Source organism: Paraburkholderia sp. DHOC27 (genome assembly GCF_003429005.1).
Lineage (GTDB): Bacteria > Pseudomonadota > Gammaproteobacteria > Burkholderiales > Burkholderiaceae > Paraburkholderia.
On sequence record NZ_QVQV01000001.1, the window covers coordinates 1234207 to 1251744 of the forward strand.

The following is a 17538-nucleotide window of genomic DNA, read 5'->3' on the forward strand; positions in this document are numbered from 1 at the left end:
TCATGGCACGTTACTTCATTGACCGGCCGGTGCTGGCCTGGGTCATCGCGTTCGTCATCATGATTGCGGGCTTGCTGGCGCTGCGCTCCATGCCGATCGAGCAGTATCCGTCGGTGGCGCCGCCTACCATCCAGATCGTCGCGACCTATCCGGGCGCTTCGGCGGACACGGTGGCGTCCACGGTCACGCAGGTGATCGAGCAGAGTCTGAGCGGCATCGACCATCTGCTGTACATGTCGTCCACCAGCAGCAATGCCGGACAGGCGACCATCACGCTGGTGCTCGACCCCGGCGCAAATGCCGACATCGCGCAGATGCAGGCGCAGAACAAGGTGAGCCAGGTGTCTGCCCTGCTGCCGCTCGCAGTCGAGCAGCAGGGCGTGCTCGTGATGAAATCGAGCAGCAGCTTTCTGATGGTGGTGTCGCTCTCATCGCGTAGCGGCAAGCTGAATTCGATCGAACTCGGCAATCTGCTGGCGAGCCAGCTTCAGGACCCCATCAACGAAATCAACGGCGTGGGCGGCATCAACCTGTTTTCGCCGCAGCACGCCATGCGCATCTGGCTGAATCCGGTCAAGCTGCACAGCTTCGGTTTGACGGCCAGTGACGTCACGACGGCCATCGGCAACCAGAACATCGAAACCTCGGTGGGCGAACTGGGCGGCTCTCCGGCCACCTCGTCGCAGGCCATCAATGCAACGATTACCGCATCGAGTCTGATGCGAACGCCAGATCAGTTCGGCGACATTCTGTTGCGCGTCAACAGCAACGGCGCAAAGGTCTTGCTGAAGGACGTGGCGCGCGTCGAAGTGGGCGGGGATACCTACGATATCTCCGCGCGCATGGGTGGCAAGCCGGCCGCCGCACTCGCCGTGACGCTCTCCACGGGTGCCAATGCAATGGCCGTGGCGACGGCCGTGCGGGCGCGCGTGGAAGAACTGAAAGCGCAGTTGCCCGCCGACGTCGAAGTGACCTACCCGTTCGACACCACGCCGTTCGTGAAGATTTCGATCGCGGACGTCATGAAGACGCTGATCGAATCCGTGGTACTCGTGTTCCTGGTGATGCTGCTGTTTCTGCGCAGCGTGCGCACCACCTTGATACCGGCCGTCGTGATTCCGATCGCGCTGCTCGGCACGTGCGTCGTGTTGTCGGTGGCGGGTATGTCGCTGAACGTGCTGTCGATGTTCGCCGTGGTGCTCGCGATCGGTCTGCTGGTGGACGACGCGATCGTGGTGGTCGAAAACGTCGACCGCGTGATGCGCGAGGAAGGGCTGAGCCCGCGCGACGCCACGCGCAAGGCCATGAAGCAGATCACCGGCGCGCTGGTGGGCATCACCACGGTGCTGACCGCCGTGTTCATTCCAATGGCGTTTTTCTCCGGCGTAACGGGCGGCATCTACCGGCAGTTCTCTGTCACCATCGTCGCGGCGATGGTGCTCTCGCTGCTGCTCGCATTGACCCTCACGCCCGCGTTGTGCGCGACCGTGCTGAATCCCGCACGCAACGACGACGCGGCGCACACGGGACGTGTGGCGCGTTTCATCGAACATGCCATTGCGCGCTATCGCGGCTGGCTGGCCGTGTTTCTCGCGCGGCCCTGGCTGTTTCTCGCGCTCTTCGCCGTGATCGTCGCGGCGCTGGTGTGGCTGATGACGATTCTGCCCACCGCATATCTGCCGGACGAAGACCAGGGCGCGTTCGTCGTGCTGGTGTCCACGCCGGTGGGCACGCCATTGCACGTCACCGATCAGGCGGTGGCGCAAGCCGAAGATTACTTCCTGCATCACGAGCCGGCGGCGAATTCGGTGCTGGCCATCGACGGTTTCAGCTTCAACGGTCAGGGGCAAAACACCGCCATGCTGTTCATCGACCTGAAGGACTGGACTCAGCGCACCCAGGCGGACGAGCAGATCGGCGCCATACTGAGCCGCGCGAACGCGCACTTTGCGTCGATGCGTGATGCGCAGGTGTTCGCGGTGAACATGCCGGCCATTCCGAGTCTCGGCAACCAGAGCGGCCTCGATTTCGAAATCGAGGACCGCGCGGGCCTCGGACATGAACGTCTGCTACAGGCGCGCAACATGCTGATGGCGTTTGCCGCGAAAAACCACGCGCTGGCGATGACGCATCCGGCGGGCATGGAAGACACGCCGCAATTTCACATCGACATTGATCGCGAGAAAGCGAGCGCGCTTGGCCTGTCGATTGCGGATATCAACGACACGATGCAGACCGCGTTCGGCTCGGCCTACGTCAACAACTATATCGACACGGGACGTATCCAGCGCGTCTATGTGCAGGCCGACGCCAGCTACCGGATGATGCCGTCCGACATCGGTCAGTGGTACGTGCGGGCGAGCACACCGGCTAACGGAGCCACGCCCGCCACCAACTACGACGCGATGATGGTGCCGTTCTCCGCTTTCTCCACCACGCGCTGGACCTTCGGTTCGCCGCAGATCGAGCGCTACAACCACATGCTCTCAATGGAGATGACCGCGCAGACCGGGCAAGGCGTGAGCACCGGCGAAGCGATGAAGGCGATCGAGCACATCGCAACGCAACTGCCGAAGGGCTTCGCGGTGGAATGGACCAACCAGTCGTATCAGGAAGTGTTGTCCAATTCGCAATCGCTCTACCTGTATGGCATTTCCATTGTGATCGTGTTCCTCTGCCTGGCCGGTCTCTATGAAAGCTGGAGCATGCCGTTCGCCGTGCTGCTGGTGGTGCCGCTCGGCGCATTGGGTGCGGCGCTGGCCGTGACACTGCGCGGCATGCCGAACGACATCTACTTCAAGGTGGGTCTCTTGACCACGATCGGGCTCGCCACCAAAAACGCCATCCTGATCATCGAGTTTGCGAAGGAAGTGCACGAGCAGGGCCATGACCTGATGGATGCCGCGCTCGAAGCGGCGCGCCTGCGCGTCAAGCCGATCCTGATGACGTCCATCGCGTTCGTGTTCGGTGTGCTGCCGCTGGTGTTCAGCGACGGCGCCGGCGCCGAGAGCCGGCGCGCCATCGGCACGGCCGTGGCGGGCGGCATGCTCGGCGCCACGCTGCTGGCGGTCTTTTACGTGCCGCTCTTTTTCATCGTCGTGCACAAGGTGTTCAAGCGCCGCGGGCCGCACTCCAGCAACCTGAACCCGGCGGAGACCGAGTGATGAAACGACACCTCCTTTTGAGCGCTGTCACCGCGTTCAGCACGCTGGGCGCGCTCGGCCTGTGCGGCTGTACGCTGGAGCCGGCGTATCAACGCCCGGCGCTGCCGGTGGCGTCGAACTGGTCCGGCGCGGCCGGTGCCCACGCGGGCGTCACGCCAGGCGAGAGCGCGGATACGTCGACTCCGGCCGCGCCTCGCGCGGCAGAGGTGGACTGGCACAGCTTTTTCAAGGACCCTGCACTGCAAAAGCTGATCGGTCTCGCGCTGGAGAACAATCGCGACATGCGCGTTGCCGCGTTGAATGTCGCGCAGTACGAGGCGCAATACCGCATCGCCCGTTCCGCGCTGCTGCCAACCGTCGATGCCGTCGGTTCCGTGGACAATTATCGCGAGGCCGGCGTCACCGACAAGATCAGCAGCGTGACGCTGGGCGAAACGTCGTGGGAAATCGACTTCTTTGGACGGCTGCGCAGCCTCAAGCATCAGGCGCTCGAGCAATATCTCGCCACGGATGCCTCGCGCACCAGCACACGCATCAGTCTGATTGCGACCGTTGCAACCGACTACTTCCAGTGGCTCGCCGATCAATCGCTGCTGGAGGTCGCGACACAGACCGCGGAGGCCGATCGTCAGACGTACGAAATGAATGTGCAAAGCGAGCGGATCGGCAACGCGTCGATGCAGGACGTGCGCCAGGCCGAGTCGGTTTATGCGAGCGTGCGTTCCAGCCTGAATGCAGATCAGCGCGCCGTCGCGCAGGACCTCAACAACCTGGAGGCGGTGATCGGCTGTCCGGTGCCCGATGGGCTGCTCAACAGCGGCTCGCTGGACGCCGCGCAATTGCCCCCGCTCAGTGAGGGCCTGCCGTCCGACCTGTTGACGCGGCGCCCGGACATCGTCGAGGCGGAACACACGTTGAAGGGCGACAACGCGAAGATCGGCGCGGCGCGTGCGGCGTTTTTCCCGTCCATTCAGTTGACGACCGCGGTGGGAACGTCGAGCACTTCGCTGAGCAGTCTGTTCAAGGCGGGAACGGGCGCCTGGACGTTTGCGCCGACCGTAACCTTGCCTATCTTCGACTACGGCAACAACCAGGCCGCGCTCGATGTCGCGAAGATCCAGGCGCAGATCGACGTCGCCAATTACGAAAAGGCCATCCAGACCGCCTTCAAGGAAGTGGCGAATGCGCTGGCCGGCCGCGCCACCTACGTGGATCAGGTGCAGGCGGATCGCGAGTATGTGTCGGCTTCAGAGCACTACGATGAACTGGCGCAGGCGCGTTATCGCAACGGCACGGATAGCTTCCTCGTGCTGCTCGACGCCGAGCGCACGCTTTACACCGCGCGACAGCAACTGGTCAACGACCGCTTCGCGGAGCTGACGAATCTGATCACACTGTATAAGGCGCTGGGCGGAGGGTGGCAGGCTTAGTTGCCAGGCCGTGTTGCCGGGTCTGGTTGCCAGGCTTGTTTGCCGCCGGACGCGCATCCCGCGCGCCCGGCGGCGCATGCATCTGCGAACCGCTACTCCCAACCTTGATACGTGGCTGGCTGCGGCGGGTTGGTGTAACCCGAGCGATACGAGCGCCGCAATTCAGGCGGCGTGTACATCTCGTTGTAAGCCGGATAAGCGGGTGGGCGGGCCACGATCACGACCTGCTGTGCCGCCGCCTGAGCTGGCGGTCTTGGGACGTAGCCCGCTTGTCCGTAAGCCGCCTGATATTGAGCGGGCGCGTACGGGTTGCCCTGCACGGTGCCAGGCGGAGGAGGCGGGGGTGGCGCGTATTGCCGGCCAGCGTAGCCCCTCGGTTCATCGGATTCCGTGGACGCCTGGTTATAGACCGGCGCTGGCGCGTACGCCTGGGCCGGCGGGTTCTGATACTGCCGGGATGGACGGCTCGGTGCCGCTTGCGTCGCTTGGGCCGAGCCTGTGTCTTCGTCGTCCGAAGCGTATTGCGCGTCGTCGTCGGTCTGCCGATACCGTGCCGTGGCTCGCTGCGCGTGCTGCGTCTCGCGGTTCTGCGCCACTTGCGCGGCGTCGTCGCGCGCCGGTTTGTCTTCCGGCAGGGCGGTGACGGCCTGCGTCGGAATCAGGATGGGCGGCTCGGATTCCACGCCCGCCAGCTTGAGTGGCGTCGCGTGAGTAGCAGCCAGTTGCCTGGGCGGCAGCGGCGGCACGTCGACCCGTTTGGGCGAAGCCACCTGCACCGACACCTGCTTCAGGGACGTCGTGGGTGCAACCGGCGCAGCAGCCCGTCTGACCGGCTGAGGTTCGGCCTGCGCGTAGACGCGCTTCGCTGGCAGAGGCGCGGCTGGAGCGGCGACGTGCTTCACCGGAGCCGGCTCGGCTCGCGCGACGATCTGGCGGGACGATGCGGCTCGCGTGACAGCCTCGCGCTTCGGCGCGGCGACGGGCGCGGGCATCTGCTTCGCCAAGGTGACCGGCGCGGCGACATGCCTTGACGTCGCCGTTTGCTGGACCACTTGCCGCGTGACTGCGACCCGCTCCGGCGCACGCTCGGCAACCGGCTTCGGCGCTGCAGGCATGGCCGGCGCGGTGAATTGCTTCTGCGGATGTTTTACCTCGTCGGTCAAGGTCGAATAGGATTTCGAGTCTTCCCTGGCGCGAGCGTTGTAGCCGATGAAATAGGCGTAGCGCAGATCTTTCAGCTGGACCTTGTTGTCGGCGTCCGAGGAGACGCGTTCTTCGCCGGGATCGAGCGAGGCGTCGACGGTCGAGTCTTCGTAGACCGAGCCAGCATCAGCGGCACGGGCGGGTCCCGAATGCAGCGCGCCTACCGAAGACACCAACGCGGCAACGGCCGCGACGAGCACTTTTTTTTCCATGTTTTCACCTCGGCATTCCGTGCGACAGGCCGCGTGGGATTCTCCAATCTCCGGACCGGACTTCCAGTCGCGCTTCCGGGATATCGACTCTTTTTAGCACGTCCTGAAGGGCGCAACATAATCTTTCCGGGTATAACCCAGGCGAAAACTATATGCCGGCGGATCTTGGCGATGAGCGAGCATGCAGGTCCGGAAAATTTTGCCTGGTCGCGTGGGTGAAAGCGTTTTCACGCACGCCTGAACGATCGGGACCGCGATGAATCAGGCCGCGGTTTTAGCGCGCGCCATCCACACCAATCCGATCCCCGCGATGCCTCCAAACACCGCCGGCAACAGAAAGACATCGGGCAGCCCCAGCCACGCAACGCCCAGGCCGCCGGTCACGCCGCCAAGCGCCGAGGCCGCCGCCGTCGAACTCATGAAAATGGCGGACGCCGTGGCGACCGCGCTGGGCAGCAGACGTTGCGCGACGATGATGCCCAGCACCATGAAGATGCCCCACACGCCACCCATGAGGATCTGCCCGGCGAACATGCCCGCAGCGGACGGCCACAGCGCGAAGCAGAGATTGGCGCACACCTCGAGCGCGGCCGCGAAGCACATCAGCCACAGGTTGCCGAACCTGCGGCCGAGTCCGATGCTGAACGGCATGATGAGCAGTTCGATGAAGGGCTGTATGCCGATCACTGCACCCCGCACCGCCGGACTCAGCTTGAGTTGTTCCTGCATATAAATGAGCAGGAATCCGAATTTAATCGGCTCGCCGGCGTAGACCAGTACGAAGAGGCCGGTGAGGCTGAGGAGCGGCAACATGGCGCGCAGGCTGGCGTGACGGTCGGGCGCATTCGCGGTCTTCGCTTTGACGCTGACGCCAGGGTTCAGCGTGCCGAGCGGAGCGATCTGTAGCAGGATGCAGATGGCGGTCATCCAGAGCAGGGGGCGCAGACCATAAGCAGCCGCGACCCACGCGCCGAGCACCGGCCCGACGATCCACCCGGCGGTCAGCGCCATGCGGATGATGGCAACCACGCTTTCATTGGCGCTGCCAGGATGCTTGACGAGTTCATCGTGGACGGCCGCGAAGATCTGCGAGGCCGTCGCACCGGAGACGGCCAGCAACACGATGGCGATGACGAAGGGCATCCAGACTGCGGTGGAAAGCGCGAGAGCTGCCCAGCCGAAAAATCCCGCCAGCGCGCACAGGCGGAACAGGCCGAGGCGATTGCCGGTGCGATCCGAATAGCGGCCAACGAAATAGCCGGCCACGGGCGCTGCGAGGCTCGTCAGGTAATAGAACCCGGCGAGCGGCAGCGACGCACCCAGTTCCTTCACGAGAAAGAGGACGATCTGCGGCGCCGCCGCCGACGTACCCAGACCCGACAGAAACATCGCCAGCGTCGCGCCGAGAAAGAACCTCGATGCAACGACCTGACGCAAGGCGGACGACTCCCCCGTTCGGGCAGGCATCGTGACGGATTCACTGCCGCTGTGATCGGACATCGTGCAACGGACCTCCCGCGTGGCATCTACGCCCGCATGACCTTGTTGTTCAATGCGACGGCACGGCTTCCGGGAATGTCCACGCACCGCTCAGAATCTCGGCACGCGGCCGATAAAGCCGCACGGTGTAGTTCCAGCCTTCGACGATGGGCAGGCAGTTGTCGACGTGGTTATCGCAGCCGCCGAACTGGATCACGACCGAACCGTCAGCGCTTTTCTTCGCGGTGAGATCATTGATGGAGTAGGCGTTCGAAGCGTTCTTCTCGTAGTAGCCCTTGGCGTTGTAGACACTCACCGACCAGAAGGCATCCACCGGCACGTCCTTGACCACGAGTTTATAAACCGTCTTGCCATCGTTGTGGGCCGGCGTGAAATTCAGGTACGTGGCGTCCTTGTCAGGGTTGCCGCCCCACGCGGCAGCGGCGCCGAGCAGGTGCCGTACCGGGTCGACTTCTTCCTTCGTGCCGAAGGAACGCTTGAAATCGGGAATCGTGGATGCAAGCACCAGCAGCGCGTCGCGCACCTTCTTCAGGCTCGCGGGATCCCAATGCGGCAGCTCGAGCGTCCCCGGCCCGTTCTGACTCACGGTAATGGCGTCCTGTAGTTTGTGGACCTGTTCGATATCCTCGGGACTGCCAGGATCGACGAGCGTTCGAATCCCGACCACCACATAGCGGGTGCCGACGTTTTCCCGCGTGAGGACGTGTGTGCCTGCACCGTAGAACACGTTCGGCACGTAATGATCCTCGTTGATGACCTGCATCGACATGAAACGCTTGCCGGCGTCGGGCATGGTAATGGTCACCGGCCCGGCGTCGAGATCAAACACGCCGGAGGTGTAGAGCGTGTCGCGATTCAGGCGGATCACGGTTTGATGATCGATGGAGGCAGGCACTCTGCGGTGCAGCAGTTTGCCGAGGCCGCCTTGCTTTGCCAGCGAAGCGATGTAGGTATCCGACTCCGCCCGGACGAAATTGTCGACCGTCACCGGTACGGGTGACGCGTTCGACGGTTGCGTTTGAGCGGTGGCAACTCCGGCGGCGAACAACATCGCTGCGGGCATCGCGGTCAGTTTCATCGTGGTCCTTTAAGTGATTTAGAACTTGGGTGACGACACGTGATCTTCTACCATGAAGATCTTCTACCATGCATGCGTCTCACGCAATCCGTCAATGCGAACTATGCAATTTCGTTGCGTGGGGCTGCACATTAGAATTGGCACGCTCGTACTTTTCACGAGATGCACTGCCTAAGGGATGGCTCATGATGACGCTTCGCAGATTGCCAGGGGTTGGCGCGCTCTGTTTCGCGCTTGCTGTCATGCCGTACTCGCATGCGCAGACAGCGGCGGCATCACCCGAAGAAGCACGCGCTATCGCGAAGGATGCGTTCATCTACGCGTATCCCATGCTGTTCAACTACAAGACCATGTATGAGCAGGCCGTCGATCCCAACAGCGTGCGTTACGTGGGTGGCTTCGGCAAGCTGCGTAATTACTCGCAGCCGTTTGGGCCCGAGAACAAGGACATCGTCACGCCCAACAACGACACGCCTTATTCATGGGGCTGGCTCGACCTGAGGCGCGAACCCTGGGTGCTCTCTGTTCCCGTGGTCCCCAGGCAGCGTTATTTCGTGTTCCAGTGCGTCGACCTCTTCACGTACAACTTCGCCTACGTCGGCTCGCGGACCACCGGCAACGAAGGCGGACACTATCTGTTCGTGGGCCCCCACTGGCACGGCGAAACGCCAAAGGGTATCGACAAGGTGTTCCGCTCGGAGACCGAACTCATCCTGACCCTGGGACGTACCGCGTTGAACGGGCCCAGTGACGTCAAGGACGTGCAGGCCATCCAGAAGCAGTACCACCTTGCGCCACTGTCAGCGTTCGAGCACACGCAGGCGCCGCCGCCGGTGCCGAAGATCGACTTCCCGAAGTGGGATGCAACGAAGGCGACGTCGATCGACTTCATCGTCTACCTGAATTTCCTGCTGCAGTTCGCGCAGCCAACGGCGCCCTCCGAAGCCGACTTGATGCAGCGCTTCGCGAAGATCGGCATTGCGCCCGGCAAACCGTTCGACCCGTCAGCGCTGCCGCCCGAGATGCGGCAGGCCATCGAGGCAGGCGTCGCGGACGGCAAAGCCGCGCTTGCCGATACACAGAAGCACACGACGAGTTCCTATGATCTGTTTGGAACCCGCGAAAATCTGCATGACGACTACATGAAACGCGCGGTCGCGGCTGCGATGGGCATCTACGGCAATACGAAAGAAGAAGCGGTGTACGTCGGCACGCGTCTCAACGCGGACCACGCACAGTTGTTGGGTTCTCAACCTTATGTCATTCACTTCGACAAGCAGGACCTGCCGCCCGCGAAGTTTTTCTGGTCCATGACCATGTACAACCTGCCCGCACGGCAGTTGGTGGCGAATCCCATCAATCGCTACTCCATTGGTGACCGAACCAAAGGACTCCAATACAACGCCGATGGCTCGCTCGACATCTATGTCCAGCATCAACCGCCGGCCGCAGACAAGGAGTCGAACTGGCTGCCCGCACCGGAGGGGCCGTATAACGTGATTGCGCGGATATATGGTCCTGGCCCGTCGGTGTTCGATGGCGCATGGAAATTTCCGGTGCCACAAAAGCAATGAGCCAGCATGTTTGCTGACCAAAGCAACGCGCTCGAGATGACAGTTGAATGACCCCCGTAAGGTGCTGCATCGTGATGCGTTGCCGAGGCATTGCACTACGCTCTGTCCAGCAGACTCAGCACGCGTGATACGGATCGCACTGTGAGAACGAGCAACGCAGCGGCCGGACTGTAGTCGACGTTGTGCATCACGTCGACCACACAGAAAAGGGTGAGCGCGATGAGCGGGTGGTAAATCGCTCGGTGGATCAGGCGTTTCATCGGTGTCTGTCTCATGCCAGTTCGGTTGCTCGGGCGGCGTAATCGCGCTGCTTGAACCGATCTAGCAAGTCTTCGGGTCACCTCGTCGTGGCAGGGTCTCCAGAAAAATTAGCCGGTCCTCATGGGCGTATACCACGTGAGGCGCCGATTTATTGCATACGTGTGCGAGATTGCGCGAACGCCCGCGCGCCGCGCTGAACCCCGCATTCCTCAGACGTCTTCAGCCACCATTTGCGCCTCGCGCGCATATTGTGAAGGCGGCTGCCCGACGTGCCGTGTAAAGGCGACGCTGAAGGTGCTGGCGGAGCTGTAGCCCACGCGCTGCGCCACCTCGGCGACGCGGCCTTCGTTCCGGCGCAACAGGTTCTTGGCGAGGGCCATGCGCCAGGTCAGCAGATATTCCATGGGCGCCACACCCACCGCGCGGTTGAAGCGCTCGAAAAACGTCGAGCGTGACAAGGCGGCTTCCTTCGCCAGATCGGCAACGGTCCACGCACGCGTCGGATGTGCGTGCATGCCGCGAATCGCCGCTGCGAGGCGCGCGTCGGTTAGCCCACGCACCAGCCCCGGCGACGCATCCGTCTCCACGTTCGAACGCAGCGCCTCGATCAGCAGCACTTCCAGCAGACGTGACAGCACCACCTCGCGCGCGGGCCGTTGCTCGCGCGACTCGTCCCGCACCAGTTGCACGAGCGTGGCCAGCCGCTGCTCGCCGCGCACCCGCACGAGCCGCGGCAACAACGAGACCAGCAGGGAGGCGTCGGGTGAAGCGAAGCTGCAATGACCGGCCAGCATGCGCACGTCGACCGGGTTGCCCGGGTGGCCCAGGCAGAATTCGTTGTTGCCGAGCGCAATGGGCGCCGCGGACTGCTCGCCCGACGGTGGCGGCACGAGGCTGGACATGGTCACGCCGTGAAACGCGGGCATCAGCACGAAATCGCCGGAGACGAGTTCCATTGGCTCGTCTCCGTCAATGGCAAGGTGACAGCCGCCTTCGAGAACGGCGCAGTAGAACGGCTCGCACACATCCGGGCTGCGGATGCGCCACGGGCCGGCGCCGAGAATCAGCTTGGAGAACCGCGCGGCCGGCTGCAGCAGCATGACGACTTCGGCCAGGGGATCGGTCATCGCCGGACTCCTGCAAATGAAATTCGGATCATTGATTGTAGCGAGTGCGGCTGTAGCGGTCTATCGTAGGGGCATACCTCAACCTTCACCAAGGAGTCCCCATGAAAACCGTACTGATCACCGGCTGCTCGTCCGGCTTTGGCCTCGAGATCGCCCGTTACTTCCTCGCGCGTGACTGGCAGGTCATTGCCACGATGCGCACGCCGCGCGCCGACGTGTTGCCGCAGTCCGAGCGTCTGCGTGTACTGGCGCTCGACGTCACGGACGAGGCCAGCATCCGCAACGCAGTGGAAGCCGCCGGGCCGATCGACGTGCTCGTCAACAACGCGGGCTTTGGCGCGGCAGCGCCGGTGGAAGCCGCGCCGCTCGCGACGGTGCGCGGTCTGTTCGAGACTAACACCTTCGGCACGATCGCGTTGACCCAGGCGGTGCTGCCGCAGTTCCGCCAGCGCAGGGCGGGGGTGGTCGTGAACGTGACGTCGAGCGTGACCTTCAAGCCGCTGCCGTTGCTCGCCGCGTATCGCGCGAGCAAGGCCGCCGTCAACGCGTTTAGCGAATCGCTGGCGCAGGAAATGGAGCCGTTCGGCGTGCGCGTGCGCATCGTGTTGCCGGGCCGCGCACCCGACACCCGCTTTGGCGAGAACGCACGGGCCCACATGCTTGGATTCGATCACGAGGCTTACGCGGAACTCGCCGCCAAAGTGATGGCGGGCGTGCAGGATACCTCGTCGCCCACCACGCAGTCTGAAGACGTGGCCGAGGCCGTATGGCGCGCCGCCACCGACCCGGCGTCGCCCTTGCGCATTCCGGCTGGCGCCGACGCCGTGGCGTGGGCCGCCGAGGCGCGATAACGGTTGGGTAAAGACGGTTGCCTAAAGACGGTTGGCTAAAGACAGTGAGCCAAAGAGGACCGGCCAAGGATCCGCTAAAGGCTCGCCGAAATTAGTCAAAAGCGCGCGCCGCTCCGATCGAACGCTCAGGCAGTTTGATTCTGTCTGGGCGTTCGCAACGCCACAGGGTACGATACCGGTGAGTTTGCAGGCCCCGACAAACCCACCCGCGCTGCACGGCGCGAGACCGATACCCCAGGCGCCTTCCCGCGATGAATTTCCCCTCACTGCGTGACTGGATTTTTTCGCTGAAGACCTTCTTCGCGGGCATGCTCGCGCTTTACATCGCCTTTTACTTCTCGTTGCCCAGACCGTACTGGGCGCTGGCATCGGTCTATATCGTCTCGAACCCGTTCGTCGGCGCGACGCGCTCGAAAGCGCTGTATCGCGTGTTCGGCACGGTGCTCGGCGCGCTCGCATCCATTGCGCTCGTGCCGCCGTTCGCGGAGACGCCGTATCTGTTGAGCGCGTTGATCGCGCTGTGGACCGCCGTGTTCGTCTACATTTCCATCTCGACGCGGGCCGCGCGCAGTTATGTGTTTCTGCTCGCGAGCTATTCGCTGTCCGTCATCGCCTTGCCCGCGTTGTCGAATCCGCTCAGCATCTTCGACGTGGCCGTGGCACGCACCGAGGAAATCACGCTGGGCATCGTCTGCGCGAGTATTGTCGGCAGCACGCTGTTACCCAATCGTCTCGCGCCGACCTTGATCGAACGGACCGACTCCTGGTTTCGCGACGCCGCGCTCTACGTGCAGGAGTCGCTCGCGGGACACGTCGCCGGTGCGCTCGTTTCCGGCAGCCGGCAGAAGATGGCAGCGAGTCTGCGCGGCTTCGAATTCCTCTTGAGCCAGTTGGCCTACGATCACGTCAGCCCCGCCATTCTCGCGCGCAGCAAGGAACTGCAGGGTCGCATGCAACTGATCATGCCCATCACCGCGGCGCTCGCCGACGTGCTCGCCGCCGCGCAGAAATCGGGCTCGGGGTTTCCCGCTGGCTTCAACGAACTGCTGCACGATATTGGCCGCTGGCTCGACGCGCCGCTCAGTGAGGACCCCGAACGCACGGCACCGCAGCTGCGAACCCGTCTCACGCAACTGGACCCGGCGCATCACCAGTTGACGACATGGCAGACGGCATTGCTGTCCAGTGCGCTCTGGCGTTTGCGGCAGGTGGTCGATCTGTGGGTCGATTGCCGGACCTTACGTCTGAACGTGGTGGAAGGCAGGACGCAGTGGCGGCCGCGCTTTCGTCATTGGCGCCTCGGCGCGCAGCAGGCCTTTCTCGACAGAGGGCTTGCGTTGTTCTCCGCCAGTTCGGCGGGGCTGGTGATTTTCGTTTCGTCGTGTATCTGGATCGCTTCGGGATGGCAGGACGGTGCGGCAGCGGTGTCGTTGGGCGCGATCGGCGTCTGCTTCTTTGCTGCACTGGATGAGCCCGTGCCCATGATGATGACGTTCCTGAAGTGCACGGCAATGGGCATACTTATTTCGGGGTTCTATCTATTCGTGGTGTTGCCGAGCGGCCAGGACTTCGAGATTCTCGTGGTGTTCTTCGCGTTCCTGTTCATTCCGCTTGGTCTCTTGATGCCACGCCCGAAAGTGTCCTTGATCTCGACGCTCATCGCCTTGCTGGCCGCAACGTTCGTCGGCATCAACGACGTCTACGACGCCAATATTTTGAACTTCCTGAATGCGAATCTGGCCGGTCTCGCTGGCGTGCTGTTCGCCTCGGTGATGACCGGGGTGATCCGTCCGTTCGGCACGGACGCGGCGACTTCGCGGCTGTTGCGTTTCAACTGGCGCGATGTGGTGCTGAGCGGCACCGATCTGGCAATCGACCAGCAGCGCGATCTGAACGCACGCATGCTCGACCGGCTCATACAACTGATCCCGCGCGTGGCGCCGAGCGACGATCGCCAGCATCCTTCCACGGAAAGCCTGCGCGACATGCGGATCGCGCTCAATTCGCTCGACCTGCACCGGCTCGCGGGCAAGTTCTCCGGCGAGTTGCCGGTCTTGCTGGACAGCGTGCTCGATGAAGTGCGCCTGCACTATGAGCGCTGCCTCGCAGCGGGCGCGCGTCAGCCCGTAGCGCCGACGCTGGCGGTCGCCGTCGATGCCGCCGTTGCGCGGATCATGGCGGATTGCGCGGCCGATCCCGGCGCACCCGGCTACCGACGCCGCCAGGGCGCGCTGCATGCACTGGTTGGATTGCGCCTGTCGTTGTTTCCGGGCGCGGCGCCCGGCGAGCTTGCGTAACCGCGCACGTGGAGTTATCAAATTGCGCCAGCAATCATGCCTGCTGATCCGCGCTGGCAACCTCGTCATGCAGCCATGTGCGAAACGCGGCGAGTCGAGGTAGGTCTGCGCACTCTTTGCGATACACGATGTAATAGGCCAGCTCGGAGGGCAGGGTGATCTTCGGAAACAGCCGGATCAATCGCCCGGATGCCAGATCGTCGCGAGCGAGCACGCTACGCGCCAGCGCCACCCCGTGACCGTCGATAGCGGCTTGCAGAACCGCCGCAGAGTTATTGATCTTCAGACTGGTTCGGGTAGCGGCGAGCTTCGTGCCGGCGTTTTTCAGCCAGGCGCTCCATGTCACGAAGCCGGCCTGACGATCCACGGAGAGATCGTCGATCAAGGTGAGCCCGCGTAGATCTTCGGGTTTGCGTAATCCCGCATGACGTTCGAGGAACGCGGGCGAGCAGACCGGAAACACTTCCTCGTCCATCAGCTTCTCCGCTTCCAGCCCGGCCCAATGCCCGGCGCCATAACGCACGCCGATGTCGATGCCCTGGGTGGCGAAGTCCATCAGCTTGAGACTCGTGTCGAGGCGCACGTCGGTCTCCGGCCAAGCGCTCTGAAAGCGGTCGAGGCGTGGCAGCAGCCACTTTGCCGCGAACGCGGGGCTCACCGTGACGTTCAGTATGCCCACCGTCGATCCCTCCTTGAGCCGCGCGAAGCCGAGGCTCAGCCGATCGAAGCCGTCACGGATGTCGGGTAGCGCTCGCAGGGAAACGTCCGTGGGGATCAGACGGGCGCGTCCGCCGCTGCCTCGATGAAACAGCGCCACACCCAGCCATTCCTCCAGACTGCGCACCAGTTGACCGACCGCCGCCGGCGTGACGTTGAGTTCGGCCGCCGCTGCGGAGAAGCTCTGGTGGCGCGCACTCGCCTCGAAGGCGCGCAGTGCATTGAGAAAACTCGGTGCGGTCATGGTGGCAAAGTTTTTCTTTCAGGTACGCACAGAATATCTCATTTGCGAAAGCAGGCGTGCAATCCAACAATGAAGTCTGAAAAAAGCAGAAAACGAGGCAAGCGGATTGCGTCAATTCTGCTCTGACCAATCATTCAAAGGAGTAGCAAAATGCATAGTTTTTCTTCCAAAGTCGCCATCGTGACGGGTGGCGGTTCGGGCATCGGCAAGGAAGTCGCTATGCGCCTCGTGCGGGCGGGCGCCAGTGTCGTGATTGGCGGCCGTGACGAGGCGAAGCTGAAACTGGCCGCTGCGGAGATCGACGCGACGGGTGCCAGGGTTCGTATCCACGCGGGCGACATTGCCTTGCCGGCAACGGCGGCCGCCCTCGTGGACGTCGCGACGCAGGCGTTCGGTGGCGTCGACATTCTGATCAACAACGCGGGCGTGTTCCGGCCCAAGGAATTCCTCGCGGTCACCGAAGCCGAATACGACTGGTTCCTCGACACCATCCTCAAGGGCAAGTTTTTCATGGCGCAGGCCGCAGCCCGTGCCATGCAGCAACGCGGCGGCGGCGCCATCGTCCAGACTGGCTCGCTGTGGGCCCTGCAGGCCATTGGCGCGACGCCGTCCTCGGCTTATTCGGCGGCCAACGCAGGCGTACATGCGCTCACGCGCAACCTCGCCATCGAACTGGCCTCCGCCAATATCCGCATCAACACGGTCGCGCCAGGCGTGGTGGAGACGCCGGTCTACAACACGTTCATGACGGACGATCAGGTCCGGCAAACGCTGCCGTCGTTCAACGCGTTTCATCCGCTCGGACGCAACGGCCAGCCGGCGGACGTCGCCGAAGCCATCCTGTTTCTGGCATCGCCGAGCGCTGCGTGGATCACGGGGACGGTATTGCCTGTCGACGGTGGTGTGATGGCCGGCCGCCAGGCCTGAGGTGCTAACGCTGGCGTGAGGCAGTCGGCGAGCTTTACCTGCTGCATGCCTCACAGGTGCCAGACAACTCGGGGCGCTCCACGCATTCCGTTGCGCGTTGGATACGGCGGCTAATTTGGCATGTTGAACGCGGCTTTTTTATGGCGTACGGTATCCCTAGACCATCCGAATGCGGCATGCGCAGGAGATGGCAAATCACGCAACGGTGATATTGACGGGGAGCCGGCCATGAAGATGTCCCACAGACTAGAAAGCGCGAACACCGCGGGCCCGCTCTGGGGGCTCCTCTTCGGCGTGTTCATGGCGGCGATTGGCATGGGCCTCTGGTTCCATGCCGCCTCGACGGTCGAGGCCGGGCAGCAGGACGAGTCGCTGGCCGTGGCGGCCCTCGTCATTGGTCTGTTTTTAGCGGTCTACGCAGGGCGCGAACTGCTTCAGAAGCGCCGCTAGGCCCATCTCTTCTGGCGCCGGCAAGCAAGGCGTCGAACGCTATGGCGGGCCTTGTCAGGCCCCGCCCTTGTACGCCGGCAGAAACTGCGCGAGGCGAGTGCCCATTTCCGTGCCCAGTGCCTGCAAGGCACTGAACGGCCGGATCATCACTTCAAATTCGACAATACGGCCCGCTTCGTCGAAGCGGATCATGTCGATTCCCTTGAGCTGCTTGTCCTGCACCGTGGCGCTGAATTCCAGCACTACGTTCAGCCCATCGTCACTGCCGAATTCACGATGATAGGTGAAATCCTGGAAGATCGTTACGACCGTCCGCAGGATCATCAGCAAGGCAGGGGCGGGCGCATAGGGCTTGAATGCCATAGGCGAACGGAACACCGCATCTGGGTGAACGATGGCGTCCAGTGTGCTGAGGTCGCCGCTCGCGACCATCTTGTGCCACTTCTCGAGCGACGCCGCGACGGCGGGTTGTAGATTGAGTGAGGACTGGTCCATGAAAACTC

The 17538-nt window shown here is 63.2% G+C and carries 13 protein-coding genes; 7 read left to right on the forward strand and 6 right to left on the reverse strand.

What is annotated here, in order from left to right; genetic code table 11:
• Positions 1-2: 2 nt before the first annotated feature.
• Both D0B32_RS05420 and D0B32_RS05425 read left to right on the forward strand, forming a co-directional pair.
• Entirely contained in the window at positions 3-3164 is a 3162-nt protein-coding gene (locus D0B32_RS05420) for an efflux RND transporter permease subunit (protein WP_117332618.1), read from the forward strand.
• On the forward strand, positions 3164-4594 hold the full coding sequence (locus tag D0B32_RS05425; RefSeq protein ID WP_117332619.1) for an efflux transporter outer membrane subunit: 1431 nt from the start codon (positions 3164-3166) through the stop codon (positions 4592-4594). Before D0B32_RS05420 ends, D0B32_RS05425 begins: the two co-directional genes overlap by 1 nt.
• 92 nt (positions 4595-4686) lie before the next feature.
• On the opposite strand, the gene D0B32_RS05430 is transcribed toward D0B32_RS05425, so the two are convergent.
• From D0B32_RS05430 to D0B32_RS05440, 3 genes are all read right to left on the reverse strand, one after another.
• The gene (locus D0B32_RS05430; RefSeq protein ID WP_117332620.1) at positions 4687-6009 is read right to left on the reverse strand and encodes a hypothetical protein; all 1323 of its coding nucleotides are present in this window, start codon (positions 6007-6009) and stop codon (positions 4687-4689) included.
• A gap of 261 nt (positions 6010-6270) precedes the next feature.
• Positions 6271-7509, reverse strand: coding sequence for an MFS transporter (locus D0B32_RS05435; RefSeq protein ID WP_117332621.1), 1239 nt, complete (start codon positions 7507-7509; stop codon positions 6271-6273).
• A 49-nt stretch (positions 7510-7558) separates the two neighbouring features.
• On the reverse strand, positions 7559-8587 hold the full coding sequence (locus D0B32_RS05440; protein ID WP_117332622.1) for a DUF1254 domain-containing protein: 1029 nt from the start codon (positions 8585-8587) through the stop codon (positions 7559-7561).
• A 185-nt stretch (positions 8588-8772) separates the two neighbouring features.
• On the opposite strand from D0B32_RS05440, the gene D0B32_RS05445 reads away from it, so the two are divergent.
• Complete coding sequence (locus tag D0B32_RS05445; RefSeq protein WP_117332623.1) at positions 8773-10161, forward strand: DUF1254 domain-containing protein; 1389 nt, start codon at positions 8773-8775, stop codon at positions 10159-10161.
• A gap of 470 nt (positions 10162-10631) precedes the next feature.
• Here the strand turns inward: D0B32_RS05445 and D0B32_RS05450 are convergent, their stop codons facing one another.
• Positions 10632-11549 (reverse strand): AraC family transcriptional regulator, encoded by a 918-nt coding sequence (locus tag D0B32_RS05450; RefSeq protein ID WP_117332624.1) that lies wholly within the window; start codon positions 11547-11549, stop codon positions 10632-10634.
• A 101-nt stretch (positions 11550-11650) separates the two neighbouring features.
• Here D0B32_RS05450 and D0B32_RS05455 point away from each other — a divergent pair, with 101 nt between their 5' ends.
• Both D0B32_RS05455 and D0B32_RS05460 read left to right on the forward strand, forming a co-directional pair.
• Complete coding sequence (locus D0B32_RS05455) at positions 11651-12400, forward strand: SDR family oxidoreductase (protein WP_117332625.1); 750 nt, start codon at positions 11651-11653, stop codon at positions 12398-12400.
• 251 nt (positions 12401-12651) lie between these two features.
• Positions 12652-14697 (forward strand): FUSC family protein, encoded by a 2046-nt coding sequence (locus tag D0B32_RS05460; RefSeq protein ID WP_117332626.1) that lies wholly within the window; start codon positions 12652-12654, stop codon positions 14695-14697.
• 34 nt (positions 14698-14731) lie between these two features.
• Here D0B32_RS05460 and gcvA read toward each other — a convergent pair whose 3' ends face one another.
• The gene (gene gcvA / locus D0B32_RS05465; RefSeq protein WP_117332627.1) at positions 14732-15658 is read right to left on the reverse strand and encodes a transcriptional regulator GcvA; all 927 of its coding nucleotides are present in this window, start codon (positions 15656-15658) and stop codon (positions 14732-14734) included.
• A gap of 150 nt (positions 15659-15808) precedes the next feature.
• Here gcvA and D0B32_RS05470 point away from each other — a divergent pair, with 150 nt between their 5' ends.
• Together D0B32_RS05470 and D0B32_RS05475 are read left to right on the forward strand one after the other, a co-directional pair.
• Positions 15809-16585, forward strand: a complete 777-nt coding sequence (locus D0B32_RS05470) for an SDR family NAD(P)-dependent oxidoreductase (RefSeq protein WP_117332628.1) — start codon at positions 15809-15811, stop codon at positions 16583-16585.
• Positions 16586-16819: 234 nt separating this feature from the next.
• Entirely contained in the window at positions 16820-17035 is a 216-nt protein-coding gene (locus tag D0B32_RS05475) for a hypothetical protein (protein ID WP_259294884.1), read from the forward strand.
• Positions 17036-17089: 54 nt separating this feature from the next.
• Here the strand turns inward: D0B32_RS05475 and D0B32_RS05480 are convergent, their stop codons facing one another.
• Complete coding sequence (locus D0B32_RS05480) at positions 17090-17530, reverse strand: nuclear transport factor 2 family protein (RefSeq protein WP_117332630.1); 441 nt, start codon at positions 17528-17530, stop codon at positions 17090-17092.
• Positions 17531-17538 lie beyond the last annotated feature (8 nt).

Coding starts and splice junctions, on each gene's coding strand:
- D0B32_RS05420 (WP_117332618.1), top strand. CDS start 3: ATGGCACGTTACTTCATTGACCGGCCGGTGCTGGCCTGGGTCATCGCG.
- D0B32_RS05425 (WP_117332619.1), top strand. CDS start 3,164: ATGAAACGACACCTCCTTTTGAGCGCTGTCACCGCGTTCAGCACGCTG.
- D0B32_RS05430 (WP_117332620.1), bottom strand. CDS start 6,009: ATGGAAAAAAAAGTGCTCGTCGCGGCCGTTGCCGCGTTGGTGTCTTCG.
- D0B32_RS05435 (WP_117332621.1), bottom strand. CDS start 7,509: ATGTCCGATCACAGCGGCAGTGAATCCGTCACGATGCCTGCCCGAACG.
- D0B32_RS05440 (WP_117332622.1), bottom strand. CDS start 8,587: ATGAAACTGACCGCGATGCCCGCAGCGATGTTGTTCGCCGCCGGAGTT.
- D0B32_RS05445 (WP_117332623.1), top strand. CDS start 8,773: ATGATGACGCTTCGCAGATTGCCAGGGGTTGGCGCGCTCTGTTTCGCG.
- D0B32_RS05450 (WP_117332624.1), bottom strand. CDS start 11,549: ATGACCGATCCCCTGGCCGAAGTCGTCATGCTGCTGCAGCCGGCCGCG.
- D0B32_RS05455 (WP_117332625.1), top strand. CDS start 11,651: ATGAAAACCGTACTGATCACCGGCTGCTCGTCCGGCTTTGGCCTCGAG.
- D0B32_RS05460 (WP_117332626.1), top strand. CDS start 12,652: ATGAATTTCCCCTCACTGCGTGACTGGATTTTTTCGCTGAAGACCTTC.
- gcvA (WP_117332627.1), bottom strand. CDS start 15,658: ATGACCGCACCGAGTTTTCTCAATGCACTGCGCGCCTTCGAGGCGAGT.
- D0B32_RS05470 (WP_117332628.1), top strand. CDS start 15,809: ATGCATAGTTTTTCTTCCAAAGTCGCCATCGTGACGGGTGGCGGTTCG.
- D0B32_RS05475 (WP_259294884.1), top strand. CDS start 16,820: ATGTCCCACAGACTAGAAAGCGCGAACACCGCGGGCCCGCTCTGGGGG.
- D0B32_RS05480 (WP_117332630.1), bottom strand. CDS start 17,530: ATGGACCAGTCCTCACTCAATCTACAACCCGCCGTCGCGGCGTCGCTC.